We start from the raw sequence: 25,799 nt of genomic DNA on the forward strand, positions 1-25,799 counted from the left end.
CCGGGGCGTCAGCAGCCGCCGCGCAGCCGGTGCACCGCCGGGTGCAGCCCCGAGAGGATTGTGTCGAACCGGGCCGGGCTGGTGTCGGAGTTCACCCGAAGTCGGCTGATCCGCAGCGGGTTCGCGGGGAGCAGCTGGTCCTGCCGGTGGTCGAAGAGGAAGCCCAGCCGGTAGCCGAGCTCGCGCAGCACGGCGTCGGCCCGGGGGTCGAAGTTGCCGTTGGGGTAGGCGAAGGCGGTCGGTTCGCTGCCGAGCCAGCCGGTGAGCAGCTGGTGCGCGCGGATCAGCTCGACCCGGACCACCGGCTCCTCGCAGCGGTCCAGGCAGGGGTGCCCGAGGGTGTGGTTGCCGACGGCGATCCCGGCGGCCAGCAGGTCGAGCAGCTCCAGCGAGCTCAGCTGGGGCTGGCGCGGCGCCTGGACGGCCGCGGTGTCGCGCAGCTCCTCGATGCTGCGCCGCCGCTCGACGTCGGGCAGGGTCTTGAGGTGGCGGACGACGGCCCCGGGGGCCAGGCCGGCCAGCGCCTCGGCGGTGCCGCCGCGGGCGGCCAGCGCGGGGGCCTCGATCCACCAGAACGGCTGGTCCCCGTCGATGAGTTCGGCCACCACGAAGGCGGCGGCCGGGATGCCCAGCCGGGCGAGCACCGGGGCTCCGCGGGTGAGCAGGGTGCGGTCGCCGTCGTCGAAGGTGACCAGCACGCTGCGCGGCGGGAGCGGGCGCCGCTCCCGGACCGCCCGTTCGACGGTGGCCAGCGAGACCGGCACGGACGTCCGCACCAGGCGCTCCATCTGGGCGGTGAAGCTCGGCAGGTCGTCCACGCCGTGGTAGGCGAGGACGGAGAGCCGCTGCGCGGCCCGCGCGCGGAACAGCGGCTGCAGCGGCGAGCGCCGCAGCACGGTGTCGATCCGCTGCCGCCGGGCCTCGCCCGGCTCGACCTTGGCGCCGAGGCGCGTGGCCGTGTCCTGCTCCGACACGTTTCCCCCTGATCCGTTCCCCGCGGGCATGGCTGCCTCCCCCCATCAATATCCCTCAGTTTGGTAAAGAGCGGTATAAGTTCGGGAACTTCAATCGCTCCTGACCGAAATCCGATGCCGCCGCACTGAGGTGCGGGAACGATCCGGGCCGGGCCTGATCAGGCTGGACCGGATCGGTGAAGACCTGGTGACGACCGTGCGACGGAACGGCCACGGTAAACGGAGCCCGTCCGTCAACTCGCCCTGCCCCGGCCAGCTTTGGGACACCCCCACCACCCCCGGCCCCCAGGGTAGCCGCCGGCCCCGCCGCGCGGCCGGATCGGACCGGCCGTCAGTCGTGGTCGAGCAGCCTGCCCCGGCGGGAGAGCACGAAGTCACGGAAGGCGGCCACCGGCGGGGTCAGCGGACGGCCCGTCACCCAGGCCAGGCCGATCGCGCGGCGGGTGCGCGGCGAGCTGACCTCCAGCTCGACCACGCCCGGCCTCGGGACCAGGGCCGGCGGCAGCAGCGCGACCCCGAGGCCGGCCGCGACCAGGCCGCGCAGGGTCTCCGCCTCCTCGCCCTCGAAGGCGATCCTGGGCGCGAAGCCCGCCTCGGCGCAGAACCCCTCGGTGATCACCCGCAGGCCGTACCCCTGCTCCACCACCACGAACGGGTCCTCCGCCGCCTCGGCCAGCCGGATCCGCCACCGTCCGGCCAGCCGGTGGTCGGCCGGGACCACCAGGTGCAGCCGCTGCTCGTCCAGCGGACGGGCCGTCAGGTCCGGGGCCTCCGGCAGCGGGGAGACCAGGCAGAGGTCCAGCTCGCCCGCCCGCAGCCGCTCCAGCATCGCCGCACCGTAGTCCTGCACCAGCTGGAAGCGGACCTGCGGATGCCCGGCCCGGAAGCCGCGCAGCAGCGCGGGCACCGCGTCCGAACCCATGGTGTGCAGGAAGCCGAACGCCACCCGCCCGGCCGCCGGATCGGCCTCGGCCCGGGCCGCCTCGGCGCCGCGCTCCAGCTCGGCCAGCGCCCGCTCCACCGAGCTCAGCAGCAGCCTGCCCGCCCTGGTCAGCCGGACCGTCCGGCCCTGCCGGGCCAGCAGCCGCACCCCGAGCTCGGCCTCCAGCCGGGCCACCGAACGGGACAGGGTGGGCTGCGGCATGCCGAGCAGCTCGGCCGCCCTGGTCACGTGCTCCAGCCGGGCCACCGCCGCGAACTGGGTCAACTGCGGTGCCAGCGACGCGACATCGCTCTCCGGGCCGAGTTCGGCGAGGGCCGTGGGCGGTGAACTGCGCTCATGCTCCATGGCATCGATTCTCGCCGTTCCATGCATTGGACGCATCAGACGGGGCGGGTCTAGCGTCGTCGTCATGCCGCCTGCCAGTACCGGGGCATCCGCAGCCGAGCTGCCGGGTGCCCTCCCCCAGCCGTCCCCCACCGCCGACACCCGCCTGCTCCCCGGCGACCGCACGCTGCGCCGGGCCAACCTCGCGCTGTTCGCCGCCGGGGTCGCCACCTTCGTGCTGCTGTACTCCACCCAGGGCCTGCTGCCGATCCTCTCCGCCGACCTCGACCTGACGCCCGGTCAGGCCAGCTGGACCGCCTCGGTGGCCACCCTCGGGCTCGCGCTGGCGCTGCTCCCGGCCAGCGTCCTCTCCGACCGGTACGGGCGGACCGCCGTGATGACCGGCTCGGTGCTGGCCGCCACCCTCCTCGCGGTGGCGCTGCCCTTCGCCCCCGACCTCACCACCCTGGTGGTGCTGCGCGGACTGCAGGGCGCCGCGCTCGCCGGGCTGCCGGCCACCGCGATGGCGTACCTCGCGGAGGAGGTGCACCCGAGCGCGCTGGGCTCCGCGATGGGCCTGTACGTGGCGGGCAACAGCATCGGCGGGATGGGCGGGCGGCTGGTCTCCGGCTGGGCGGCCGCCGCCTGGGGCTGGCGCTGGGGGCTGGCCGTCTCGGCCGTCCTGGCCCTGCTGGCCGTGCTGGTCTTCCGGCTGCTGATCCCGGCCGCCCGGCAGTTCCGCCGCAGCCCGGTGGACGCCCGGGCGCTGGCCCGCACCGTGGCCGGGCACCTGCGCAACCCGCTGCTGCTGCGGCTCTACCTGCTCGGTCTGCTCTTCATGGCCGTCTTCGGCGCCGTCTACAACACCGTCGGCTACCGGCTGGTGGCCGCACCCTTCGACCTCCCCGAGTCGGTGGCCGCCTCCATCTTCGTGGTCTACCTGGTCGGCACCGTCTCCTCCGCCACCGCCGGCCGCCTCACCGCCCGGCTCGGCCGCCGCGGCACCCTCTACGTCGCGATCGGCACCACCACGGCCGGCCTGCTGCTCTCCCTGGCCGACTCCCTGACCGCCGTCCTGCTCGGCCTGGTCCTGATCACGGCCGGCTTCTTCGCCGGCCACGCCACCGCCTCCGCCGCCGTCGGCCGCACCGCCACCACCGGCCGCGCCCAGGCCACCGCCCTCTACCTGATCGCCTACTACCTCGGCAACAGCCTCGGCGGCACCCTCGGCGCCGACGCCTACCACGCCACCGGCTGGCCCGGCGCCGCCACCGTCGCCCTCGCCGCCATGACCCTCGCCGCCGGCGTCACCCTCTACGCCACCCGCCGGGCGATCGCGGCCAGTACAGTCCAGGTATGAGCATCGACTCGGCCACGTACGCCCGGCTGCGCGAGATCGCCGACAAGCTCCCGCAGGTGCCCGGGATCGGAAAGATCGAGATCGCCAACGGCGAGATCGTCATGATGATGTCGCCGGTGCGGCGGCACGAGCTCGCGGTGCTCCGGCTCGCACGACAGCTCGACGCCCAACTCCCCGGCACGCACCCCGGGTTCGTGGCATTCGCGGGTGCAGACCTGGAGGATGTCGGATTGGGCCGCCTGCGCCGTCCGGATCTGATGGTCTTCGCCGAGCAGGCGCTCGAGGGTGAGCAGCCCGCGCTCCTTCCGCACGAAGTCCTGCTCGTGGTCGAGATCGTCTCCCGCTCCAACCCCGAGAACGACTACGAGGACAAGGTCCACGACTACGCCGCGATGGGCATCCCGCACTACCTGCTGGTCGACCCCCGGGACGGCACCGGCATCGTGCACTCGCAGCCGGGCTACGCCTCACGCGAGAAGTTCGTCTTCGGCGACACCGTCACCGTGGGCCCCTGGCGCCTCGACACCTCCGGGCTGCTCACCTACTCCTGACGACGCGTGAGGCCGGGCACCCCTCCACGGGGTGCCCGGCCTCCGTGCACGGTCAGGCGATCCGGTCCAGGACGATCGGGTTGGCGGTGAAGGGGGTGCCCTCGGGGGAGATGGTGACGCCGCCGGTGAGGGCCTCGATGGCGTAGTCGTAGCGCTCGGGGGTGTCGGTGTGCAGGGTCAGCAGGGGCTGACCGGCCGTCACCTTGTCGCCGGGCTTGGCGTGCAGCTCGACGCCGGCGCCGGCCTGGACCGGGTCCTCCTTGCGGGCCCGGCCCGCGCCCAGGCGCCAGGCGCAGACGCCGACGGCGTAGGCGTCGAGGCCGGTGAGGACGCCCGAGGAGTCGGCGGTGATGACGTGCTGCTCGCGGGCGACCGGGAGCGGGGCGTCGACGTCGCCGCCCTGGGCGGTGATCATGCGGCGCCAGTGGTCCATCGCGGAGCCGTCGCGCAGCGCCTCGGCCGGGTCCTTGCCGTGCACGCCCGCGGCGGCCAGCATCTCGCGGGCCAGCGCGACGGTCAGCTCGACCACGTCGGCGGGGCCGCCGCCGGCCAGCACCTCGACGGACTCCCGGACCTCCAGCGCGTTGCCCGCGGTGAGGCCGAGCGGGGTGGACATGTCGGTGAGCAGGGCGACGGTGTTGACCCCGGCGTTGGTGCCCAGGCCGACCATGGTGCGGGCCAGCTCGCGGGCGTCGTCGAGGTTCTTCATGAAGGCGCCGGAGCCGACCTTGACGTCCAGGACCAGCGCGCCGGTGCCCTCGGCGATCTTCTTGGACATGATCGAGGAGGCGATCAGCGGGATGGCCTCGACGGTGCCGGTGACGTCGCGCAGGGCGTAGAGCTTCTTGTCGGCGGGGGCCAGGCCGTCGCCGGCCGCGCAGATGACGGCGCCCGCGTCGCGCAGCACGGCCATCATCTCCTCGTTGGAGAGCAGCGCCCGCCAGCCGGGGATGGACTCCAGCTTGTCCAGGGTGCCGCCGGTGTGGCCGAGGCCGCGGCCGGAGAGCTGCGGGACGGCGGCGCCGCAGGCGGCGACCAGCGGGGCCAGCGGGAGGGTGATCTTGTCCCCGACGCCGCCGGTGGAGTGCTTGTCGGAGGTGGGCAGCGGGAGGGCGGAGAAGTCCATCCGGACGCCGGAGCGGATCATCGCGTCGGTCCAGCGGCTGATCTCACGGAGGTTCATGCCGTTCAGCAGGATCGACATGGCCAGCGCGGACATCTGCTCGTCGGCGACCTCGCCGCGGGTGTAGGCGTCGATCACCCAGTCGATCTGAGCGTCGGTCAGCTCGCCCCGGTCACGCTTGGTCCGGATGACGGAGATGGCGTCCATGAGGGTTTCTCCAGGTGGTTCTGGGTCAGGAAATGCGAAGAGTGTCGCGGGGGAAGCACTCCCCCGCGACACTCTACGCGCGTAACAAGCTATCCAGCTAGAGCCGTTCCGGACCGAAGGCGTCCGGCAGGACTTCACTCATCGGGCGTACCCCGGAGGGCAGCTCGACCAGCAGTTCGGGCCCGCCGTGCTCGAAGAGCAGCTGGCGGCAGCGCCCGCAGGGCATCAACAGCTGCCCGGCGCCGTCCACGCAGGTGAAGGCCACCAGCCGGCCGCCGCCGCTCAGCTGCAGCGCCGAGACCAGGCCGCACTCGGCGCACAGCGAGAGCCCGTACGAGGCGTTCTCCACGTTGCAGCCGGTCACCGTGCGGCCGTCGTCCACCAGGGCCGCGGCCCCGACCGGGAACTTGCTGTAGGGCGCGTACGCGTGCCCCATCGCCTCCCGGGCGGCCGCCCGCAGTGCCTGCCAGTCGATCTCCTGGGCCGTCGTCACTTGCCCTGGCCCCGGCGGTAGATCTGGCCGTCGGCCTTCGGCATCCGCAGCCGCTGGGAGGCCATCGCGAGCACCACCAGGGTGATCACGTACGGGGTGGCCACGATCAGCGCGCGCGGGACCGTGTCGGTGGTGGCGAACCAGAGCGCCAGACCGCCGGCCACCACGAAGGTGATCGCGGCGCCCTTGAACTGACGGCGGTACAGCTTCCAGAGCGTCAGCAGGGCCATCGCGATGGAGACCGTCAGGATCAGCACGTGCACCGAGTCCGGGTCACGGAGCTGGAGGCTGTCGGTGAAGCCGAACAGGCCCGCGCCCATGGCCAGACCGCCGGGCATCCAGTTGCCGAAGATCATCGCGGCCAGACCGATGAAGCCGCGGCCCTGGGTCATGCCGTCCTTGTAGAAGTGGGCGGCGACCAGCGAGAGGTACGCACCGGCCAGGCCGGCGAAGGCACCGGAGGTGATGACCGCCAGGTACTTGTACTTGTAGACGTTGACGCCCAGCGACTCGGCGGCGGTCGGGTTCTCGCCGCAGGAGCGCAGCCGCAGGCCGAAGACCGTGCGCCAGAGGACGAAGTACGAGGCCACCAGGAAGACCGCGGCGATCACCACGACCACCGACAGGTTGGTGACCATGCCGCCCAGGATGCCGGCCACGTCGGAGACCAGGAACCAGTGGTGCGCCTCGATCTTGTCCAGCCACTCGGACAGGCCGGGGACGGTGATGTACGGCAGCGGGTCGGCCGGCGGGGACTGGTTGGCGCCCGCGCCGAAGGCCACGTAGTCGCGGTAGTAGATCCGGTTGACGTACGCGCAGATGCCGGGGATCAGCAGGTTGATGCCGACGCCGGAGACGATGTGGTCGACGCCGAAGGTCACCGTCACCAGCGCGTGCAGCAGACCGCCGAGCGCGCCGCCCGCCATGCCGGCCAGCAGGCCGACCCACGGGTTGACCAGGTAACCGGCCCAGGCACCGCAGAAGGTGCCCGCCACCATCATGCCTTCGAGGCCGATGTTGACCACGCCGGCCCGCTCGGACCAGAGACCGCCGAGACCGGCCATCGCGATCGGCACGGCCGCGCCGAGCGCGGCGGTGACCTGCCCGGAGGAGGTCAGGCCGTGGTTGCCGGTGGCCATGCCCACGGCGGAGAACAGCACCAGGACGCCGGCGATCAGCAGCAGCACGACCGGCCAGGTCAGCTTGGACTTCTTGGCGGGCGAGGCGCCCGGCGACTTCGGCCGGGCGGCAGTGGCGGTGCTCATGCGGCCACCTCCTTCTTGGCAGCGGCGGCCTGGGCGGCGAGCTCGGCGCCGACCTTCTGCTGCTGGCGCTTCAGACCGTAGCGGCGCACCAGCTCGTAGGCGACGACGACGCAGATGACGATGGTGCCCTGCATGACGTTGACGATCTCCTGCGGGTAGTCACCCTGGAGGGGCAGCTGGGTGCCGGCGACGTCGAGGAAGGCGAACAGCAGCGCCGAGAAGGCGACGCCGATCGGCGAGTTGCGGCCGAGCAGGGCGACCGAGATGCCGATGAAGCCGAGGCCGGGCTGGATGTTCTGCCCGAAGTAGTAGGAGCTGGACATCAGTTCGGGCAGGCCGATGAGTCCGGCGATGGCACCGGAGACCACCATCGAGGTGATGATCATGCGCTTGACGTTCACGCCCGAGGCGGTGGCGGCGGACTCCGAGCGGCCGGTGGCGCGCAGGTCGAAGCCGAACCGGGTGCGGTTCAGGGTGAACTGGAACAGCACGCCCACCACGATCGCCACGACGATGAAGCCCCAGAGGGTGCCGCCGGCGGTCTCCAGCGTGAAGAAGTGGCTGGACTGCGAGATCGGCTCGGTCTGGATCGAGTTGGTGGTGCTGCCCTTGTTCGGCGCGAAGACGCCCGGCACCAGCAGCAGACCGACCACCGCGGTGGCGATGGCGTTCAGCATGATGGTCGAGATGACCTCGCTGACGCCCCGGTAGACCTTGAGCAGACCGGCGATGCTCGCCCACATGCCGCCGACCAGCATCGCGGTCACCAGCAGCAGCGGGATCTGCAGGAAGGACGGCAGGTCGACCTGGCTGCCGACGAAGGCGGCGAACAGCACGCCCAGCTTGTACTGGCCGTCGACGCCGATGTTGAAGAGGTTCATCCGGAAGCCGAACGCGGCGGCGGCACCGGCGAGGTAGTACACGGTGGCGCGGTTCAGCGTCAGCACCTGGCCGTCGGAGGCGGTGCCGTAGTCGAACATCACCTGGAAGGCCTTGAACGGCTCCTTGCCGGAGACCGCCAGCAGGACGACGCAGATCAGCATCGACAGCAGGATGGCCAGCACGGGGGCGGCCAGGCCGAGCAGGATCTTCTCGGCGTCGAACCGCTTGGCCGCGGGCTTCGCGGCCACGGGGTTGGGACTGGTCATGTGGGTTACTCCCCCGCCTGCGCGGCGTCGTCGGTGGCGCCGTCGTCGCTGGGCTGTGCTGTGGTGGGCGGCGCGGCCTCGGTGATCTCGGCGACGAACGCCTGGGCCTCGGCGACGGCCTCCGGGTCCGACTCGATGTGGCCGCTGGCCGCACCGGTCATCGCGGTGCCCAGGTCCTCGGCGGTGACGGTGGCCGGGTCGGCGTCGGCGACCAGGCGGCCGCGGTAGATCACCCGGATGTGGTCGGAGAGGCCGATCAGCTCGTCCAGGTCGGCGGAGATCAGCAGCACCGCGAGGCCCTCGCGCTGGGCGGAGCGGATCTGCTCCCAGATCTGCGCCTGCGCGCCGACGTCCACGCCGCGGGTGGGGTGGGCGGCGATCAGCAGCTTGGGGTGGTGGCTCATCTCGCGGCCGATGATCAGCTTCTGCTGGTTGCCGCCGGAGAGCGAGGCCGCGGTGACCTCGATGCCGGGGGTGCGGACGTCGTACTCCTCGACGATCCGCTGGGTGTCCTTGCGGGCGGCGGCCGGGTCCAGCAGCACGCCCTTGGAGTTGGGGGCCTCGGTGACGTGGCCGAGGATCCGGTTCTCCCAGAGCGGGGCCTCCAGCAGCAGGCCGTGCTTGTGCCGGTCCTCCGGGATGTAGCCGATGCCGGCCTCGCGGCGGGCCCGGGTCAGGGTCCGGCTGAGGTCGGCGCCGTCCAGCGTCACGGTGCCGCCGTCCAGCGGCAGCATGCCCATGATCGCCTCGACCAGCTCGGCCTGGCCGTTGCCCTCGACGCCGGCGATGCCGAGCACCTCGCCCTTGCGGATGCGCAGCGAGACGTCGTCCAGCACCACGCGCTCGATGCCCTCGGCGTCGCGCTTGGCGATCCGCAGGCCCGTGGTCTCCAGCATCACGGTGTCGGTGACGGTGGACTCGCGGCTCTCCGGGGAGGGCAGTTCGGCGCCGACCATCAGCTCGGCGAGCTGACGGGCCGTCACGGTGTGCGGGTCGGCGTCGCCGACGGTGGTGCCGCGGCGGATCACGCTGATCGCGTCGGCCACCGAGAGCACCTCGTGCAGCTTGTGCGAGATGAAGATGACGGTGACGCCCTCGGCCTTGAGCTCGCGGAGGTTGTCGAAGAGCGCGTCGACCTCGTGCGGCACCAGGACGGCGGTGGGCTCGTCCAGGATGAGGATCTTGGCGCCCCGGTAGAGCACCTTGAGGATCTCGACGCGCTGACGGTCCGCCACGCCGAGGTCCTCGACCAGCGCGTCCGGGCGCACGCCCAGGCCGTACTGGTCGGAGATCTCGCGGATCTTCGCCTTGGCCTTGGCTCCTATCCCGTGCAGCTTCTCGCCGCCCAGGACCACGTTCTCCCACACCGTCAGGTTGTCGGCCAGCATGAAGTGCTGGTGGACCATGCCGATGCCGCGCGCGATGGCGTCGCCGGGGGTGTTGAACTCGACCTGCTCGCCGTTGATGGCGATGGTGCCCTCGTCCGGCTTCTGCATGCCGTAGAGGATCTTCATCAAGGTCGACTTGCCCGCGCCGTTCTCGCCCATCAGGGCGTGCACGGTGCCGCGGGCCACGGTGATGTCGATGTCGTGGTTGGCCACGACGCCCGGGAAGCGCTTGGTGATGCCGCGCAGTTCGACGGCCGGTGACGCCGTCCCCGCGCTGGGGTTGCCGCCCTGGGGGGTCGGGGCGGGGTCGGAAGCGGTGATGGCGATCTCCTGGTGGTCACAGGGCGCGTCGTTGCGCTGGAGATGGCGTGCGTACGCGGGCGGGGGCGCGCGTACGTGCGGGTGGAACGGGACGGGGCCCGGCAGAGCGCGTTCGCGCGCCCCGCCGGGCCCCACCCTGATGCTCAATCATGCGCGCCGGACGCGTGGACCGGCGGCAGGCTGAGGGGGTGTCAGCCGACGGTGGTCGGGATCTTCGTGGCACCCGAGGTGATCTGCGCGGTGGCCGCGTCCAGCTTCGCCTGGATGTCGTTGATGAAGCCGCCGGTGGTGGCCAGCGAGACGCCCTTCTCCTTCAGGTCGAAGTTCTTGGTGCCGGTGAGCGGCGAACCGTCCTTGATCGACTTGACGTAGGAGAACACCGCGGTGTCGACGTTCTTCACCATCGAGGTGAGGATGCGGTCCTTGTACTTGGCCAGGGCGGGCTGGGCGGCCTGGTCCGAGTCGACGCCGATGGCCCACTTCTTGGCGTTGAAGACGGCCTCGATGGCGCCGTTGCCGGAGGAGCCGGCGGCGGAGTAGATGACGTCCGCGCCCTTGTCGAGCTGGCCCTGGGCGGCGTCCTTGCCCTTGCCCGGGTCGTTGAAGCCCGAGAAGTCCGGCGGGGTGGTGAGGTAGGTGGTCTCGACCTTGATGTCCGGGGTGACGGACTTCGCGCCCGCGATGTAGCCGGCCTCGAACTTCTTGATCAGCTCGGACTGCACGCCACCGATGAAGCCGATGTGCTTGGCCTGGCTCTTCGAGGCGGCGGCGACGCCGGCCAGGTAGGAGCCCTCCTGCTCGGAGAAGGTCAGCGAGGTGACGTTGCTCGGCTGGGTGGCGGAGCCCGAGTCGATGATCGCGAACTTGACGTTCGGGTTGTCCTTGGCGACCTTCTCGACGGCGGCCTGGTAGACGAAGCCGACGGCGATGACCGGGTTGTAGCCGGAGGAGACCAGGCTCTTCAGGCGGGTCTCCTTGTCGGCCTCCGCCTCACCGGTCTTGGCCTCGGCCTCGGTGACCGCGACGCCGAGGTCCGACTTGGCCTTGTCCAGGCCACGGGCGGCGGAGTCGTTGAACGACTGGTCGCCACGGCCGCCGATGTCGTAGGCCATGCCGACCTTGACGCCGGAGGCGCCGGCACCGGCGCTGTTGGTGGTGTTGTTGTCGGTGCTCTTTGCGCCGCAAGCGGCGAGCGAGGCGATGCCCAGGGAACCCGTGAGCACAACCGCGGCGAGCTTCATGGAACGGCGCAAGGGAGTATCTCCTTCTCACACACCCGTTTGGCGTGGTCGAGCGCCACCGTAACGCGCGTAGAACACGGTTGTGTCACGGCTCAGACGAGCATTCGGGTTGTTATCAAAACGTGGTCCTATGTCCGGACGAAACGGACAAATGACCACGCTCGACGCACCCTCGTGTCACTACTCGATGGTAGTGAAGCGGCCACTCTACGCCGCCGAGGTGACCCCCGTCTCAGACTCGCCCGTACTCCAGGGCCAGCGCGCAGAAGAGCTCGACCCCGACCGCGATGGAGCGTTCGTCCACGTCGAAGCGGCCCTGGTGGAGGTCGCGGACGGTGGTCTCGTGCGGGGCGCGGACGCCGAGCCGGGCGAGGGCGCCGGGGGCGTGCTCGAGGTACCAGGAGAAGTCCTCGCCGCCGAGGCTCTGCTCGGTGTCCTCGACGACGGGGCCGTTCCCCGCGGCGAAGCGGCCGTTCATGGCGGCCTCCAGCTGGGCGATCGAGGTCTGCTCGTTCACGACGGGGGGCACGCCGCGGTGGTAGTCCAAGGTCCACTTGGCGCGGTAGGTCTCGGCCAGCCGGCCGGTCAGCTCCTCCAGCGCGTCGGGGGCCTCGCGCCAGCCGGCCAGCTCCAGGCAGCGGACGGTGCCCTCCAGCTCGGCGTGCTGCGGGATGACGTTGGGCGCCGAGCCGGAGGCGATCCGGCCCCAGACCAGGCTGACGCCCCAGCGCGGGTCCATCCGGCGGGAGAGCGCCGGCGGCAGGTCGGCGGCCAGCCGGGCGACCGCGGTGACCAGGTCGGTGGTCAGGTGCGGGCGGGCGGTGTGACCGCCGGGGCCGTCCAGGTGGAGGGTGAGCCGGTCGCAGGCGGAGGTGATCGCCCCGACCTTGAGCCCGACCCGGCCGACCTGGACCTTGGGGTCGCAGTGCACCGCGAAGATCCGCCCGACGTCCTTCATCCCGCCGGCCTCGATCACGTCCAGCGCCCCGCCCGGCATGACCTCCTCGGCCGGCTGGAAGACCAGCCGGACCGGCTGGGTCAGCTCACCGGTGCGGGCCGCCTGGGCGAGCACCAGCGCGGTGCCCAGCACCACCGAGGTGTGCACGTCGTGGCCGCAGGCGTGCGCCCGCCCCGGCAGGGTGGAGCGGTACGGGGCCTCGGTCTTCGCGTCGTCGATCGGCAGCGCGTCGATGTCCGCGCGGAACGCCAGGAACGGGGTGCCCGACTTGGTGCCCGGCGGCACGATGTCCACCGTCATGCCCGTGCCGCCCGGGAGCACCTTCGGCGTCAGCCCGGCGGCGAGCAGCCGCTCGCGGAGCAGCCGGGTGGTGCGGAACTCCTGCCGGCCCAGCTCCGGGTGCCGGTGCAGGTCGCGCCGGAAGGCGATCAACTCCGCCTGGTAGGCCCGTACCCGCGCCCGCAGATCGGAGCCGGGACGGGCAGGCGTGAGGGTGGCCCGGGCGCCGGGCTGAGGATCGTTCACCTCAACAAGACTAGGCCGGTGAACGGCTTTTGGCCCGACTTCCGTCAGATCGGTCCCCGGATGGGTGCATACCGGCCGCACAGGTGGGTATGACATACCGTTTCCGCCTTCCCGGTGATCACTGCCCTGTGCAACGACCGACCCCGGCACGGGACACGGCGCCTGACCGAGCCTCAGGCGCCCGGCCCCCTCGGCCCGCTAGAACCGCTCGGACGGCGTGTACGTGCCCCAGACCTCGCGCAGCGCGTCGCTCACCTCCCCGACGGTGGCCCGCGCGGCCAGCGCCTCCCGCATCGGGTACAGCACGTTCCCGGTCCCCTCGGCCGCCTTCCGGAGCGCCGTCAGCCCGCGCTGCACCGCCGAACCGTCGCGCTCCGCACGGAGCTTGGCCAGCCGGGCGGCCTGCTCGGCCTCGATCGCCGGGTCCACCCGGAGCGGCTGGTAGGGCTCCTCGGCGTCCAGCTGGAAGCGGTTCACCCCGACCACGGTGCGCTCCCCCGCGTCGGTCTCCTGCTGCACCCGGTAGGCGGTGCGCTCGATCTCGCCCTTCTGGAACCCGCGCTCGATGGCGGCCACCGCACCGCCCATGTCCTCGATGCGGCCCATCAGTTGGAGCGCCGCCGCCTCCACCTCGTCGGTCAGCGACTCCACCACGTAGGACCCGGCGAACGGGTCGACGGTGGCCGTGACGTCGCTCTCGTACGCCAGGACCTGCTGGGTGCGCAGGGCCAGCCGGGCGGCCTTCTCGGTGGGCAGCGCGATGGCCTCGTCGAAGCTGTTGGTGTGCAGCGACTGGGTGCCGCCGAAGACCGCGGCCAGCGCCTGCACCGAGACCCGGACCAGGTTCACCTCCGGCTGCTGGGCGGTGAGTTGGACCCCGGCGGTCTGGGTGTGGAAGCGCAGCATCAGCGACTTGGGGTTGCGGGCGCCGAACTCCTCGCGCATGACGCGGGCCCAGATCCGGCGCGCGGCGCGGAACTTGGCCACCTCCTCCAGCAGCGTGGTGCGGGCCACGAAGAAGAAGGAGAGCCGGGGGGCGAAGTCGTCCACCTCCATCCCGGCCGCGATCGCGGTGCGGACGTACTCGATCCCGTTGGCCAGGGTGAAGGCGATCTCCTGCGCGGGATCGGCCCCCGCCTCGGCCATGTGGTAGCCGGAGATGGAGATGGTGTTCCAGCGCGGGACCTCGGCCCGGCAGTAGCGGAACACGTCCGCCACCAGCCGCAGGCTGGGCTTGGGCGGGAAGATGTAGGTGCCCCGGGCGATGTACTCCTTCAGCACGTCGTTCTGGATCGTGCCGGTGAGCGCGGCGGGGGCCACCCCCTGGCTCTCGCCGACCAGCCGGTAGAGCAGCAGGAGCACGGAGGCGGGGGCGTTGATGGTCATCGAGGTGGAGACCTCGCCCAACGGGATGCCGCGGAACAGCACCGCCATGTCCTCGACCGAGTCGACCGCCACGCCCACCTTGCCGACCTCGCCGCCCGCGAGCGGGGCGTCCGAGTCGTAGCCCATCTGGGTCGGCAGGTCGAAGGCGACCGAGAGGCCGGTGGTGCCGTTGGCGATCAGCTGGCGGTAGCGGGCGTTGGACTCGGCGGCGGTGCCGAAGCCGGCGTACTGCCGCATGGTCCACGGCTTGCCGGTGTACATGGTCGGGTAGACGCCACGGGTGAAGGGGTAGCGCCCGGGCTCGCCGAGGCGCTCCTGCGGGTCCCACCCGTCGAGGGCCTCGGGGCCGTAGACCGGCCGGAACGGGATGCCGGACTCGGTGTGACGGTCTGCCACGGGTTACCTCCGGGGGTCGGGACGCGGGCGCTGCGGACACGGGGCGGTGCGGACACGGGCGGTGCGGACGCGGGGCTGGTGCAACCGTGGCGCACCAGCCCCTCCTACCCCAAGGGGGCGCACCCCCTATCCACCCCCTGATCCACCGAGCGGCGGGCCGTCACCCTTTGGAATGATCGAACCGGCAGACGACCGGACCAGCAGGGAGTGGGACATGACCGAACGGAAGGTGGCCGTGGTCACCGGCGCCAGCAGCGGCATCGGCGCGGCGACGGCCCGGCGGCTCGCGGCGGACGGCTTCGAGGTGGTGGTGACCGCCCGCCGGACCGAGCGGATCGAGGCACTGGCCAAGGAGATCGGCGGCCGCGCGTACACCGTGGACGTGACCGACCGGGCGCAGGTGGACGCCTTCGCCGCCGAGGTCGGCCCGGTGGACGTGCTGGTGAACAACGCGGGCGGCGCGATCGGCGCCGAGACGGTGGAGGCCGGCGACCCGGCCGACTGGCTGGCCATGTACGAGGTGAACGTGCTCGGCGTGCTGCATGTCACCCAGGCGCTGCTGCCCGCGCTGCGGGCGAGCGGCGACGGCACGGTACTGGTGCTCAGCTCGACCGCCGCGCTGACCGCGTACGAGGGCGGCGGCGGCTACGTGGCCGCCAAGCACGCCGCGCACACCATCGCCGCGACCCTGCGGCTGGAGCTGAACGGCGAGCCGATCCGGGTGATCGAGATCGCCCCCGGCATGGTGAAGTCCGAGGGCTTCGCGGTCACCCGCTTCCGGGGCGACGAGTCCAAGGCGGCGGCGGTGTACGCCGGCGTGGCGGAACCGCTCACCTCCGAGGACGTCGCCGACACCGTGTCCTGGGCGGTCACCCGCCCCTCGCACGTCAACATCGACCTACTGGTGGTCCGGCCCCGCGCCCAGGCGGCCAACCACAAGGTGCACCGGACGTCCTGAACCGCGGACGGCCTGCTCAGGGGGGCCGCCGGCGCCGGGCGGGCGCCGGCGGCTCCCCTCAACGAGCATGACAACGTTACGACTTGATAGCTCGATCGAGTGAATTCGACGCGACCTCTCCTCAACTGACGAACCCTCAACTACCGTGGTGCCGCTGCCCGGGCGGTCCACAGGACGCCAGCCCTCCGGCCCGGCAGTCCGGTCCTGTCAAGGGCCGCTGAGCACCTACGTTTCGTCTCTGGAGCATCCCCCCTTCCCGCCCTCACGAGGAGGACCCGCTGGCCAGCGACATCCCGCCGCAGCAGCTCGACGAGCCGCTGCTGGTGCCGTCCCTGCTCGGGCTTCACCGCTTCAACGAGGCCGACCCCGGCGCAGCCGAGGAGGCCCTGCTGGCCTGTTGCGGAAGCCACCGCTGGGCACTGCGGCTCACCGCCCACCGCCCGTACCCCGACATAGAGTCCCTGCTGGCCGCCGCCAGCGAGGCCTCCTACGACCTGCGTCCGGCCGACCTCGCCGAGGCCCTCGCCGACGAGAGCTGGATGCCGCAGCCCCTGCTCGGCATGCGGGCCCCCGGGAGCCAGGCGGCGCACACCGCCCTGCGGGCCGCGCACGCCGCGTACGAGGCCCGGTACGGCCACGTCTTCGTGGTCTGCCTGGACGGCATCGACCCCGAGGAGATGCTCGACACCGTCCTCACCTCCGTCCGCACCAGGCTCGCCAACGAGCCGGACGAGGAGCGCCTGGTCGCCGCCGAGGAGCTCCGACGGATCGCGCTGACCCGGCTGGAGCACCTGGTCGGCGCCTGAGCCGCCGTCAGCACCGGCCCGCGGGCCCGCCCCGCGACACTCCCGGGGCGGGCCCGCGGCGCTCCGACAGGGCCGTCGGGAGTAGGCCGGATTAGGCCGTGCGTGCCTGATGGATCACACCTGACACCCCCGGAGGCGGTTCACCGCACGGCGTCGATAGGATGCTGGCGGCCGGAGGACCGTACCGGCCGGGCTGACCGACACCGAAGCCGGCCGAGCCCCCGATCCGCTTCCGGAGGGTTTTTCCGTGCCGGCTGGAACGCTGTACCGCGGCCGGGAAGGCATGTGGAGCTGGGTGGCTCATCGAGTCACCGGCGTCCTCATCTTCTTCTTCCTGTTCGCCCATGTCCTCGACACCGCGTTGGTTCGGGTGTCGCCCGAGTCGTACGACACCGTCATCGCGACCTACAAGACCCCGTTGGTCAACCTGATGGAGTACGGCCTGACGGCCGCCATCCTGTTCCACGCGCTGAACGGTCTCCGGGTCGTCGCGGTGGACTTCTGGTCCAAGGGCCCCAAGTTCCAGAAGCAGATGCTCTGGACCGTGGTCGGCGTCTGGGTCGTGCTGATGGCGGGTGCCTTCTACCCGATCCTCGAGCACACCCTCCTCTCCTGGTTCGGGAAGTGATCGGCGATGGCTGAGACCAACGAGACCCTGGTGGTCCCCTCGCTCCAGGCCCACACCGGCCAGGGCCTGGGCACCGGCAACCCGGCCGACGCCTTCGTCGTCGAGCCCGCCCGTGCGCGTACCAAGAAGACCCCTCGGCGTACCCGCACCAACTTCGAGATGCTCGCCTGGCTGTTCATGCGCCTGTCGGGTGTCCTGCTGGTCGTCCTGATCCTCGGTCACCTGCTGATCATGCTGGTGCTCGACGGCGGCGTGTCGAAGATCAACTTCGCCTTCGTCGCCGGCCGCTGGGCCTCGCCGTTCTGGCAGGGCTGGGACCTGTTGATGCTCTGGCTCGCCATGCTGCACGGCAGCAACGGTATGCGCACGGTCATCAACGACTACGCGGAGAAGGACTCCACCAGGCTGTGGCTGAAGACGCTGATGGGCGCCGCGACCGTGTTCACGGTCCTGCTCGGCACCCTGGTGATCTTCACCTTCGACCCGAACATCTAATCGGCCGGCCAGAGGCGACGAAGACCTGATGCAGATTCACAAGTACGACACCGTCATCGTCGGCGCCGGTGGCGCGGGCATGCGCGCGGCCATCGAGTCGACCCAGCGCAGCCGCACCGCGGTGCTGACCAAGCTCTACCCCACCCGGTCCCACACCGGCGCGGCCCAGGGCGGCATGTGCGCCGCCCTCGCCAACGTCGAGGAGGACAACTGGGAGTGGCACACCTTCGACACGGTCAAGGGTGGTGACTACCTGGTCGACCAGGACGCCGCCGAGATCATGTGCAAGGAGGCCATCGACGCCGTCCTCGACCTGGAGAAGATGGGCCTCCCCTTCTCCCGCACCGAGCAGGGCCGGATCGACCAGCGCCGCTTCGGCGGTCACTCCCGCAACCACGGTGAGGCGCCCGTCCGCCGCTCCTGCTACGCGGCCGACCGCACCGGTCACATGATCCTCCAGACGCTGTTCCAGAACTGCGTCAAGCACGGCGTCGAGTTCTTCAACGAGTTCTACGTCCTCGACCTGCTGATCGTCGACGGCAAGACCTCGGGCGTCGTCGCCTACGAGCTGGCCACCGGCGAGATCCACGTCTTCCAGGCCAAGGCCGTGGTGTTCGCCTCCGGCGGCACCGGCAAGATGTTCAAGGTCACCTCGAACGCGCACACCCTGACCGGTGACGGCCAGGCCGTCGCGTGGCGCCGGGGCCTGCCGCTGGAGGACATGGAGTTCTTCCAGTTCCACCCGACCGGCATCTGGCGGATGGGCATCCTGCTCACCGAGGGCGCCCGCGGCGAGGGCGGCATCCTCCGCAACAAGGACGGCGAGCGCTTCATGGAGCGCTACGCCCCGGTCATGAAGGACCTCGCGTCCCGTGACGTCTGCTCGCGCGCGATCTACACCGAGATCCGCGAGGGCCGCGGCTGCGGCCCCGACGGCGACCACGTCTACCTGGACCTGACGCACCTTCCGCCGGAGCAGCTGGACGCCAAGCTCCCGGACATCACCGAGTTCGCGCGGACCTACCTCGGCATCGAGCCCTACACGGACCCGATCCCGATCCAGCCCACCGCGCACTACGCCATGGGCGGCATCCCGACCAACGTCGAGGGCGAGGTGCTGTCGAACAACACCGACATCGTCCCCGGCCTCTACGCCGCCGGTGAGGTCGCCTGCGTCTCGGTGCACGGCGCCAACCGCCTGGGCACCAACTCGCTGCTGGACATCAACGTGTTCGGCCGCCGCGCGGGCATCGCCGCCGCCGAGTACGCCTCGAACCACGACTACGTCGAACTCCCGGAGAACCCGGGCCAGTTCGTCCAGGACATGGTCGACCAGCTCCGCGAGTCCGAGGGCACCGAGTCGGTCGCGCAGGTCCGCAAGGAGCTGCAGGAGACCATGGACGCCAACGCCATGGTCTACCGCACCGGCGAGACCCTGAAGCAGGCCGTGGCCGACATCGCCGCGCTGCGCGAGCGCTTCAAGCACGTCGCCATCCAGGACAAGGGCATGCGGTACAACACCGACCTCCTGGAGGCCATCGAGCTGGGCAACCTGCTCGAACTGGCCGAGGTGCTGGCCGTCTCCGCGCTGGCCCGCGAGGAGTCCCGCGGCGGTCACTACCGCGAGGACTTCCCGACCCGCGACGACGAGAAGTTCATGCAGCACACCATGGCCTACCGCGAGGTCGCCGCCGACGGCAGCACCTCGATCCGCCTGGACTACAAGCCGGTCGTCACGACCCGCTACCAGCCGATGGAGCGTAAGTACTGATGAGCACTCCGACCGTGGAGCAGCACTCCGCCGCCCTGGACGCGGTGGAGGCCGGCAGCACGAAGCTGATCACCGTCACCCTGCGGATCCGCCGGTTCAACCCGGAGGAGCTGCCGGACCCGGTGTGGGTCGACTACCAGCTGGAGATGGACCCGAAGGAGCGCGTCCTGGACGCCCTCAACAGGGTCAAGTGGGAGCAGGACGGCACCCTCACCTACCGCCGTTCCTGCGCGCACGGCATCTGCGGCTCCGACGCCATGCGGATCAACGGCCGCAACCGGCTGGCGTGCAAGACCCTGATCAAGGACGTCAACCCGGAGAAGCCGATCACGATCGAGGCCATCAAGGGCCTCGCGGTCCTCAAGGACCTCATCGTGGACATGGACCCGTTCTTCCAGGCGTACAAGGACGTCATGCCGTTCCTCATCACCAAGGGGAACGACCCGACCCGGGAGCGCCTGCAGTCCGCCGAGGACCGCGAGCGCTTCGACGACACCACCAAGTGCATCCTGTGCGCCGCGTGCACCTCGTCCTGCCCGGTCTTCTGGAACGACGGCCAGTACTTCGGCCCGGCCGCCATCGTCAACGCGCACCGCTTCATCTTCGACTCGCGCGACGAGGGTGCCGAGCAGCGCCTGGAGATCCTCAACGACCGTGAGGGCGTGTGGCGCTGCCGCACCACCTTCAACTGCTCCGAGGCCTGCCCCCGCGGCATCGAGGTCACCAAGGCGATCCAGGAAGTGAAGCGGGCGCTGGTCACCCGCCGCTTCTAGGCTCCGCCTGCCCACGCCTGAGGGCCCGTCCGGTTTTCCGGACGGGCCCTCAGGCGTGTCTCCGCCTACTTCAGCAGGCCGCGGTCCCTGGGGGCGGTGGTGCCGTCGAACACCAGGAGGTGGCGGTCGGCGGTGACGGCGTAGAGGTTGCCGTCCGCCGTGCTCTCCAGGGTCGGGTACTGCGCGACCGGGAAGGAGCCGACCACCGTGCCGTTCGCCGGGTCGGCGAGGGCCGAGAAGTCGTACGTCCCGTCGGCCGCCTTCGGCACCGCGTACGCGCGGAGCTGACCGGTGCTCAGCTCCCGGGCCCGCAGCGTCAGCGAACCGTCGGCCGCGGTGGCGCCCTCGATCAGCTGCCGGCCGGCCCAGGCACCGCCACTGCTCAGCTTCTTGACGGTGCGGTAGCGGTACATGATGCCCGGGTCGGTCAGCAGCACCAGGTCGTCGCCCTCCACCGCGAGCAGCGAGGAACTGGTGCGGGCACCGAGCTTGCCGAGACCGATCAGCTGGGTGGTGGCGCTCCAGTCCGCCGCGACGCCCTCGGGGCGGACGGCCGGACGGGTACCGGTGATCAGCGTGGCGCCCTGCGCGAACTCGCCGAAGTCCGTGTTGCGGTAGACACCGAGGTAGGAACCGCCCCGGCCGGTGGCCAGCAGGTCGGCCACCGGCTCGTGGTTGTCGTAGCCCCGGCTGACCAGCTCGAAGCCGTCCCACCCCCGGCCGTCCGGGGCCTGGAAGGCAGGGACGACCGAGGTCGGGGTGGTGCCGGTGCCGGCGGTGCTGATCACCTGGAGGTTGCCCGCGGTGTCCGGCAGCAGGATGTCCGCCACCGCGTCGCCGTCCACATCGCCCGGGGCGCTGACCGGGTTCGGGTTCGAGGGGGCGTAGAAGGTGTAGGTGGCCGACTGCGAGACGTTGCCCGCAGCGTCCATGGCCTGCACGGTGAGCACGTTGGTGCCCCACTGCGTCGGCCGGATCTCGACGGTCGGTCCGGCGCTGACGCCGGGGCTCTGGCAGTTCCACCCGACGCTCGGCGTGCGGAGCGTGAACTGGAAGCAGACGGCGTCCGTGCTCCGGAGGGTGAAGGTGCCGTACTGACCGGCGTACTTCTGCGCCGTCTGCCCACTCCCGGAGGCCGGGAAGTCGGTGGAGCTCACCGTCGGGGTGCCGGGCGGGGTGGTGTCGACGCCGAAGGTGCACTTGGCGGTGGGCTTGCCGCCGCCCTGCGGCCAGAAGCGCCACTCGTAGCGGTGCCCGTCGGTGAGGGCGTCGGTGGTGACGGCCAGCTTGCCGTCGGTGGCGTCGACCTGACGGTCCACCAGCTTCCGGTCGGTCGTCACGTCCCACAGGCCGAAGCGGGCGGCCGTGCCGGTGGTGGTGCCGGTCAGGGTCGGGGTGGGCGAGTTGAGCCAGTCGGCGGTGCAGGCGGCGGTGACGGTGTCGTGGTCGGCGGCCAGCGCGGCCGGGGCCGGGAAGGCGGCGGCCAGGACGGTGGCGACGGCAAGGGTCCGTCGGGAAATGGACATGCTGAGGATCCCCCCGGAAGCAGCGGGGTGCGTCGTGCACGCACCCGGCGGAGATCCTGGCAGTGGCCTACGACAGCGGCAAAGCAATTACCCCCGGCGCAGGGCGCGAAGGCTGCGGACGCCGAGGGTGCCGATGGCGAGGCCGAGGAGGAGGGAGGTGACGGCGAGCAGGAGGTGGACCCAGAAGAAGGCGGTGGGCTGGGAGTGGTCGCCGTTGACGAAGGCCTGGCCGCCGGAGTCCTTCCAGAGGTTCTTGACGAAGGTGGTCCAGATGAACAGGGACCAGACGCCGAAGGCGGTGAGGAACCAGGAGGCGAGGCGGCCGAGCTTCATGACGGGGGCGTCCTTTCGGGGGGTCGCATCCAGTATGCGGAGTGGGCCGGACGGCCCAGCGCCGGGTGCCCGTTCGGGGGAGGCGGACGGCGTGGTGGGCCGGAGGGGGGCCGGGGCGGGTACGTTCCGCGGGTGCCGAACGTCCGTCAGTCCACGTACCGCCTGGCCGCGCTGGCCCTCGCCGCGCTCTGCTGCACCGCCGCACTGCCCTGGCAGGAGCCGCCGCCGGGGATGTCCGCGGTGGGCGGGGAGCTGCTCGGGCGCACCGGCGTGCAGGTCGCGCCGCAGGCCGGGGCGCCGGCCCTGCCGACCGGGCTGACCGGGCAGTCCTGGCTGGTGGCGGACGCCGGCAGCGGTGAGGTGCTGGCCTCGAACAACCCGCACTGGCGGCTGCCCCCGGCGTCCACCCTGAAGATGCTGTTCGCCGACACGGTGCTGCCGAAGCTGGACCGCAACGCCGTGCACCGGGTCACCGACGCCGAGCTGCTGGGCTCGGGCCACGGCAGCAGCCTGGTGGGGATCAAGGAGAACCTCGACTACCGGGTGGAGGACCTCTGGCGCGGGGTCTTCCTGAGCTCCGGCAACGACGCGGTGCGGGTGCTGGCGCACATGAACGGCGGCATCGAGGTGACGGTGGACCAGATGCGGGCCCGGGCGAAGGAGCTGCAGGCGCTGGACACCTCGGTGGTCACGCCGGACGGCTACGACATGGACGGCCAGCTCTCCTCGGCCTACGACCTGACCCTGTTCGCCCGCGCGGGGCTGCGCAATCCGGAGTTCCGGGCGTACTGCTCCACCCGGGACGCCCAGTTCCCCGGCGCGGTGGACAAGGCGACCGGGCAGCGCGGCTCCTTCGGGATCGCCAACACCGACCGGCTGCTGGGCAAGTACCCGGGCCTGTTCGGGGTGAAGAACGGCTACACCACCAACGCCGGCGCCACCTTCACCGGCGCCGCCGAACGCGGCGGCCGGACCCTGCTGGTGACGGTGATGCACCCGGCCGACTACCAGCGGGTGTACGAGGAGACCGCCGCGCTGCTCGACTGGGGCTTCGCGGCCGCCGGGAAGGTGACGCCGGTCGGGCAGCTGGTCGGCGGCGGGGCGGCGGCGGGGCCGGCCGCGGCACAGGGGCCGGACCAGCCGCCACAGCCCGCGCCGGTGGAGCGGGCCGGGGCCCCCGCCGGGTCGGGCGGGGGCTCCGGGTGGGTGACCGCCGGCCTGGTGGTGCTCGCCGGGGCGGCGGGGGCCGGTTGGTGGTGGTGCCGGCGGGTCAGTGCAGCGCGCGCCGGACGGCGCGGGTGACCATCGGCGGGAGCAGGTCGAGCGCCAACCGCCGGGCGGTGGAGCGCCGGCCGGCGGCCGACGCCGCGGTCGGGGCGTCGTCCCAGGCGAGCCGGTGCACCACGAGGCCGTTGATGTGCTCCTCGTCGAGGCGGAAGCCCTCGGCCCGCCAGTCGCGTTCCAGCAGCGTCGCGGTGAGCGCCGCCTGGTCGCCCCAGGTGCCGTAGAACTTCTCCGGGGTCAGGCAGACCGGCTTGAGGCCGTGCACGTAGACCGCCTCCCAGACCGCCGCCGAGACGCCCGGGGTGTGCGGCGAGCGGTAGTCGTCCAGGACCACCAGGCCGTCGGGGGCGAGCGCGGCCCTGGCCACCTGGATGTCGCCGGCCACGTGCTCGTACAGGTGCGAGGCGTCCACGTGGACGAAGCGGCAGCTGCCCGCCGGGATCCGGCCGTCGGCCAGCACCGAGGTCGGCGCCTGCACCACCTCCGGCAGCTCCTCGTGGAAGGCCAGGTAGTTGACCTCGAACGCCCGACGGGTCAGGGTCTTCCGGTACGACATCGCCATCTCGGCCGTGTTGTCCTCGTCCGGAGCCTCGGAGTCGAACAGGTCACAGACCGTGAACCGCTCACCCGACTGCAGGTAACGACCCATCAGGATCGCGCTGCGGCCCAGGTAGCTGCCGAGCTCCAGCAGGTCGCCCTTGAGGCCGGAGGCGGTCTGACGCTCCAGCAGCCAGCTGAACAGCTGCTGGTCGGCGTGCCAGAACCAGCCGGGCACGTCCTCCAGACGGGTGGGTGGCGGGGGGAGTCCGGGCAGGTCGGCCGGGTCGTCGGCACGGGTGGTGGAGCTTGGATCGGCGCTGATCACGGGGGTCTCCAGGGGGTTGCCGCGGACGGGGGTTCCGCTGCAGGTGGTTCTCGCCCACGTGGTGGCAGGGCGAGCGTGGCGGTGATCCTAGCCACATCCCGGCGGTTCCGGCAGGGGGCGTTCAGGGGGTTTCGGCGGCCGGGGCCGGCTCGGCCGACTCCAGCAGGGCGGCGGCCCGCTCCCTGGTCCGGATCCGGGCCGCCTCCGGGTCGGCCAGCGCCGTCCAGGAGGCGCAGTACATCAGCAGCCGGGAGACGAAGTTGATCCAGAGCAGCAGGGCGACCGGCACGCCGAAGGCCCCGTACAGGCTCTTGCCGGCCACCGAGCCGAGGTAGGACGAGAGCAGCAGCTTGAGCAGCTCGAACCCGACCGCGCCGATCAGCGCCCCGGTGACCAGGGCCCGCCGCTCCAGGTGGTCGGTGATCCGGGGGAAGGGTCCGAGCAGGTAGCTGAACAGGACGAAGTCGGCGCCGACCGCGATCACGAACCCGACCGCCGTCAACAGCCAGCCCACGCCGTCCAGTTCGAGCCAGTCGGCGGCCCGCCGGGCCAGCGTGGTGGCCACCGCCGAGGCGCCCAGGGAGACGGCCGTCACCAGGCCGAGGCCGAGCAGCACGGCGCAGTCCCAGAGCTTGCGCAGCACCGGGTTGCCGTCCTCCTGGGGCAGCCGCCAGATCTCCCGGACGGAGCCGCGCATGGTCTCCACCCAGCCGAGGCCGGAGATCAGCAGCAGCACCCCGCTGATCACCCCGACGGCGTTGGCGTTGGCCACCAGGGCGGGCAGGTCCAGTGCGTCGGAGAGGCCGGGCAGCTGCTCGGCGATGTCGTCCTGGAGCTGCTGCACCCGGCTGTCCGAGAGGGTCTTCACCGCGATCGCGAAGGCCACCGTGAGCAGCGGGAAGAGGGCCAGGAAGCCGAAGAAGGTGACGGCCCCGGCCAGCCGGTTGCCCTGCACCTCGTTCATGTGCGCGTACGCCAGCCAGGGGCGGCTGCGCAGCACCCGGGCCACCAGCGGGCCGACCACCGGGAGTCTGGTCAGGAAGTCCACGCCGTCACCTCGCCCTGCTCCGACCCCGGTCGGTCCGGGCCGGGTCCCTGTATACCGGCCCGGCGGCCGATCCGCGCGGAAGCGCTCCGTCCGACGCCCCGTCGGTCCGGCCGGTCCCGTCCTTCCCGTCAGCCGCGGTGCCGGGCCCGGCGGATCGCCGCCGCGACCACCGGCGGGAGCAGGTCGGCCGCCATCTGCCGGGCCACCGCCGCGGGCCGGCGGGCGGCGGCGGCCCGGGCGCGGCGCTCGGCCAGGTCCTGGGCGGCCCGCAGCGCCGAGGCGGCGGCGGCCTCGGCCGCGGCGGCGGCCTCGACGGCCTTCGGGTCGGGGGCGGGCGGCGCGTTGCGGGGCCGGGGGAAGGCGGTCGGCCGGGTGGGCTTGCCGTCGAGCCGCAGCACCCGGTGGCCGCCGATGGTGTCCACGTTCAGCCAGCAGCCCTCGGCCCCGCCGCCGACGGCCAGCAGCTCCTCCTGGAGCGCGGTCGGATCGCCCCAGGTGCCGTAGAACTTGCACTCCGTCAGCAGCGCCGGCTTGAGGCCGTGGTCGAAGACCGCCTCCCAGATCGCCGCGCCCACGCCCGGGCAGTGCTCGGACCGGTAGTCGTCCAGCACCAGCAGGCCGTCGGGGGCGAGCGCGGCCCTGGCCACCTGGATGTCGCCGGCCACGTGCTCGTACAGGTGCGAGGCGTCCACGTGGACGAAGCGGCAGC

24 protein-coding genes are annotated in these 25,799 nt (G+C 71.8%); 9 read left to right on the plus strand and 15 right to left on the minus strand.

Going from position 1 to position 25,799, the window contains the following annotated elements; all coding sequences use genetic code 11:
• Positions 1-8: 8 nt before the first annotated feature.
• Both ACWEPF_RS14845 and ACWEPF_RS14850 read right to left on the minus strand, forming a co-directional pair.
• Positions 9-974, minus strand: coding sequence for a polysaccharide deacetylase family protein (locus ACWEPF_RS14845; protein ID WP_452172811.1), 966 nt, complete (start codon positions 972-974; stop codon positions 9-11).
• 331 nt (positions 975-1,305) lie between these two features.
• Positions 1,306-2,262, minus strand: a complete 957-nt coding sequence (locus tag ACWEPF_RS14850) for a LysR family transcriptional regulator (protein ID WP_452172812.1) — start codon at positions 2,260-2,262, stop codon at positions 1,306-1,308.
• Positions 2,263-2,326: 64 nt separating this feature from the next.
• On the opposite strand from ACWEPF_RS14850, the gene ACWEPF_RS14855 reads away from it, so the two are divergent.
• Together ACWEPF_RS14855 and ACWEPF_RS14860 are read left to right on the plus strand one after the other, a co-directional pair.
• Positions 2,327-3,601: an MFS transporter gene (locus tag ACWEPF_RS14855; protein WP_452172813.1), complete on the plus strand. Its 1,275-nt coding sequence runs from the start codon at positions 2,327-2,329 to the stop codon at positions 3,599-3,601.
• Positions 3,598-4,152, plus strand: coding sequence for a Uma2 family endonuclease (locus tag ACWEPF_RS14860; RefSeq protein WP_452172814.1), 555 nt, complete (start codon positions 3,598-3,600; stop codon positions 4,150-4,152). The genes ACWEPF_RS14855 and ACWEPF_RS14860 overlap by 4 nt, the downstream gene beginning before the upstream one ends.
• Positions 4,153-4,204: 52 nt before the next feature.
• On the opposite strand, the gene ACWEPF_RS14865 is transcribed toward ACWEPF_RS14860, so the two are convergent.
• The 8 genes from ACWEPF_RS14865 to ACWEPF_RS14900 all read right to left on the minus strand — a co-directional run bounded on the left by ACWEPF_RS14865 (position 4,205) and on the right by ACWEPF_RS14900 (position 14,603).
• Positions 4,205-5,482 carry a thymidine phosphorylase gene (locus ACWEPF_RS14865; protein WP_449796989.1) on the minus strand — a complete coding sequence of 426 codons (1,278 nt, stop codon included), beginning with the start codon at positions 5,480-5,482 and terminating at the stop codon, positions 4,205-4,207.
• A gap of 97 nt (positions 5,483-5,579) precedes the next feature.
• Entirely contained in the window at positions 5,580-5,975 is a 396-nt protein-coding gene (locus ACWEPF_RS14870) for a cytidine deaminase (protein ID WP_345291058.1), read from the minus strand.
• Entirely contained in the window at positions 5,972-7,240 is a 1,269-nt protein-coding gene (locus tag ACWEPF_RS14875) for an ABC transporter permease (protein ID WP_452172815.1), read from the minus strand. The genes ACWEPF_RS14870 and ACWEPF_RS14875 overlap by 4 nt, the downstream gene beginning before the upstream one ends.
• Complete coding sequence (locus ACWEPF_RS14880; RefSeq protein WP_345291060.1) at positions 7,237-8,388, minus strand: ABC transporter permease; 1,152 nt, start codon at positions 8,386-8,388, stop codon at positions 7,237-7,239. Before ACWEPF_RS14880 ends, ACWEPF_RS14875 begins: the two co-directional genes overlap by 4 nt.
• A 5-nt stretch (positions 8,389-8,393) precedes the next feature.
• Positions 8,394-10,238, minus strand: a complete 1,845-nt coding sequence (locus ACWEPF_RS14885) for an ABC transporter ATP-binding protein (protein WP_452172831.1) — start codon at positions 10,236-10,238, stop codon at positions 8,394-8,396.
• Between the two features lie 50 nt (positions 10,239-10,288).
• Positions 10,289-11,350 (minus strand): BMP family lipoprotein, encoded by a 1,062-nt coding sequence (locus tag ACWEPF_RS14890; RefSeq protein WP_452172816.1) that lies wholly within the window; start codon positions 11,348-11,350, stop codon positions 10,289-10,291.
• A gap of 220 nt (positions 11,351-11,570) precedes the next feature.
• Positions 11,571-12,821, minus strand: a complete 1,251-nt coding sequence (locus ACWEPF_RS14895) for an amidohydrolase (RefSeq protein ID WP_380150569.1) — start codon at positions 12,819-12,821, stop codon at positions 11,571-11,573.
• A 198-nt stretch (positions 12,822-13,019) separates the two neighbouring features.
• Positions 13,020-14,603 (minus strand): acyl-CoA mutase large subunit family protein, encoded by a 1,584-nt coding sequence (locus tag ACWEPF_RS14900; RefSeq protein WP_452172817.1) that lies wholly within the window; start codon positions 14,601-14,603, stop codon positions 13,020-13,022.
• A 214-nt stretch (positions 14,604-14,817) separates the two neighbouring features.
• Between ACWEPF_RS14900 and ACWEPF_RS14905 the strand changes: the two genes are divergently transcribed.
• The 6 genes from ACWEPF_RS14905 to ACWEPF_RS14930 all read left to right on the plus strand — a co-directional run bounded on the left by ACWEPF_RS14905 (position 14,818) and on the right by ACWEPF_RS14930 (position 20,034).
• Positions 14,818-15,561 (plus strand): SDR family oxidoreductase, encoded by a 744-nt coding sequence (locus ACWEPF_RS14905; RefSeq protein ID WP_452172818.1) that lies wholly within the window; start codon positions 14,818-14,820, stop codon positions 15,559-15,561.
• A gap of 323 nt (positions 15,562-15,884) precedes the next feature.
• Positions 15,885-16,367 carry a 2-oxo-4-hydroxy-4-carboxy-5-ureidoimidazoline decarboxylase gene (locus tag ACWEPF_RS14910; protein WP_345286041.1) on the plus strand — a complete coding sequence of 161 codons (483 nt, stop codon included), beginning with the start codon at positions 15,885-15,887 and terminating at the stop codon, positions 16,365-16,367.
• A 247-nt stretch (positions 16,368-16,614) separates the two neighbouring features.
• Complete coding sequence (sdhC, locus tag ACWEPF_RS14915; protein ID WP_396296701.1) at positions 16,615-16,995, plus strand: succinate dehydrogenase, cytochrome b556 subunit; 381 nt, start codon at positions 16,615-16,617, stop codon at positions 16,993-16,995.
• Between the two features lie 6 nt (positions 16,996-17,001).
• Complete coding sequence (gene sdhD / locus ACWEPF_RS14920) at positions 17,002-17,490, plus strand: succinate dehydrogenase, hydrophobic membrane anchor protein (protein WP_345286045.1); 489 nt, start codon at positions 17,002-17,004, stop codon at positions 17,488-17,490.
• 28 nt (positions 17,491-17,518) lie between these two features.
• Complete coding sequence (sdhA, locus tag ACWEPF_RS14925) at positions 17,519-19,261, plus strand: succinate dehydrogenase flavoprotein subunit (protein ID WP_452172819.1); 1,743 nt, start codon at positions 17,519-17,521, stop codon at positions 19,259-19,261.
• Positions 19,261-20,034: a succinate dehydrogenase iron-sulfur subunit gene (locus tag ACWEPF_RS14930; protein ID WP_452172820.1), complete on the plus strand. Its 774-nt coding sequence runs from the start codon at positions 19,261-19,263 to the stop codon at positions 20,032-20,034. The genes sdhA and ACWEPF_RS14930 overlap by 1 nt, the downstream gene beginning before the upstream one ends.
• Positions 20,035-20,099: 65 nt before the next feature.
• Here ACWEPF_RS14930 and ACWEPF_RS14935 read toward each other — a convergent pair whose 3' ends face one another.
• Together ACWEPF_RS14935 and ACWEPF_RS14940 are read right to left on the minus strand one after the other, a co-directional pair.
• Positions 20,100-21,560 (minus strand): hypothetical protein, encoded by a 1,461-nt coding sequence (locus ACWEPF_RS14935; RefSeq protein ID WP_452172821.1) that lies wholly within the window; start codon positions 21,558-21,560, stop codon positions 20,100-20,102.
• An 87-nt stretch (positions 21,561-21,647) separates the two neighbouring features.
• On the minus strand, positions 21,648-21,893 hold the full coding sequence (locus ACWEPF_RS14940) for an SCO4848 family membrane protein (RefSeq protein WP_345286054.1): 246 nt from the start codon (positions 21,891-21,893) through the stop codon (positions 21,648-21,650).
• A 132-nt stretch (positions 21,894-22,025) separates the two neighbouring features.
• Between ACWEPF_RS14940 and ACWEPF_RS14945 the strand changes: the two genes are divergently transcribed.
• Positions 22,026-23,195: a D-alanyl-D-alanine carboxypeptidase family protein gene (locus ACWEPF_RS14945; protein WP_452172822.1), complete on the plus strand. Its 1,170-nt coding sequence runs from the start codon at positions 22,026-22,028 to the stop codon at positions 23,193-23,195.
• Here the strand turns inward: ACWEPF_RS14945 and ACWEPF_RS14950 are convergent.
• The 3 genes from ACWEPF_RS14950 to ACWEPF_RS14960 form a co-directional block, all read right to left on the minus strand.
• On the minus strand, positions 23,164-23,991 hold the full coding sequence (locus ACWEPF_RS14950; protein ID WP_452172832.1) for a class I SAM-dependent methyltransferase: 828 nt from the start codon (positions 23,989-23,991) through the stop codon (positions 23,164-23,166). The genes ACWEPF_RS14945 and ACWEPF_RS14950 overlap by 32 nt on opposite strands.
• Before the next feature lie 172 nt (positions 23,992-24,163).
• Positions 24,164-25,090 (minus strand): YihY/virulence factor BrkB family protein, encoded by a 927-nt coding sequence (locus ACWEPF_RS14955; protein WP_452172823.1) that lies wholly within the window; start codon positions 25,088-25,090, stop codon positions 24,164-24,166.
• A 128-nt stretch (positions 25,091-25,218) separates the two neighbouring features.
• A partial coding sequence (locus tag ACWEPF_RS14960; RefSeq protein WP_452172824.1) for a class I SAM-dependent methyltransferase occupies positions 25,219-25,799 on the minus strand: 581 nt, incomplete at its 5' end.

This window comes from Kitasatospora sp. NPDC004289 (genome assembly GCF_053602875.1).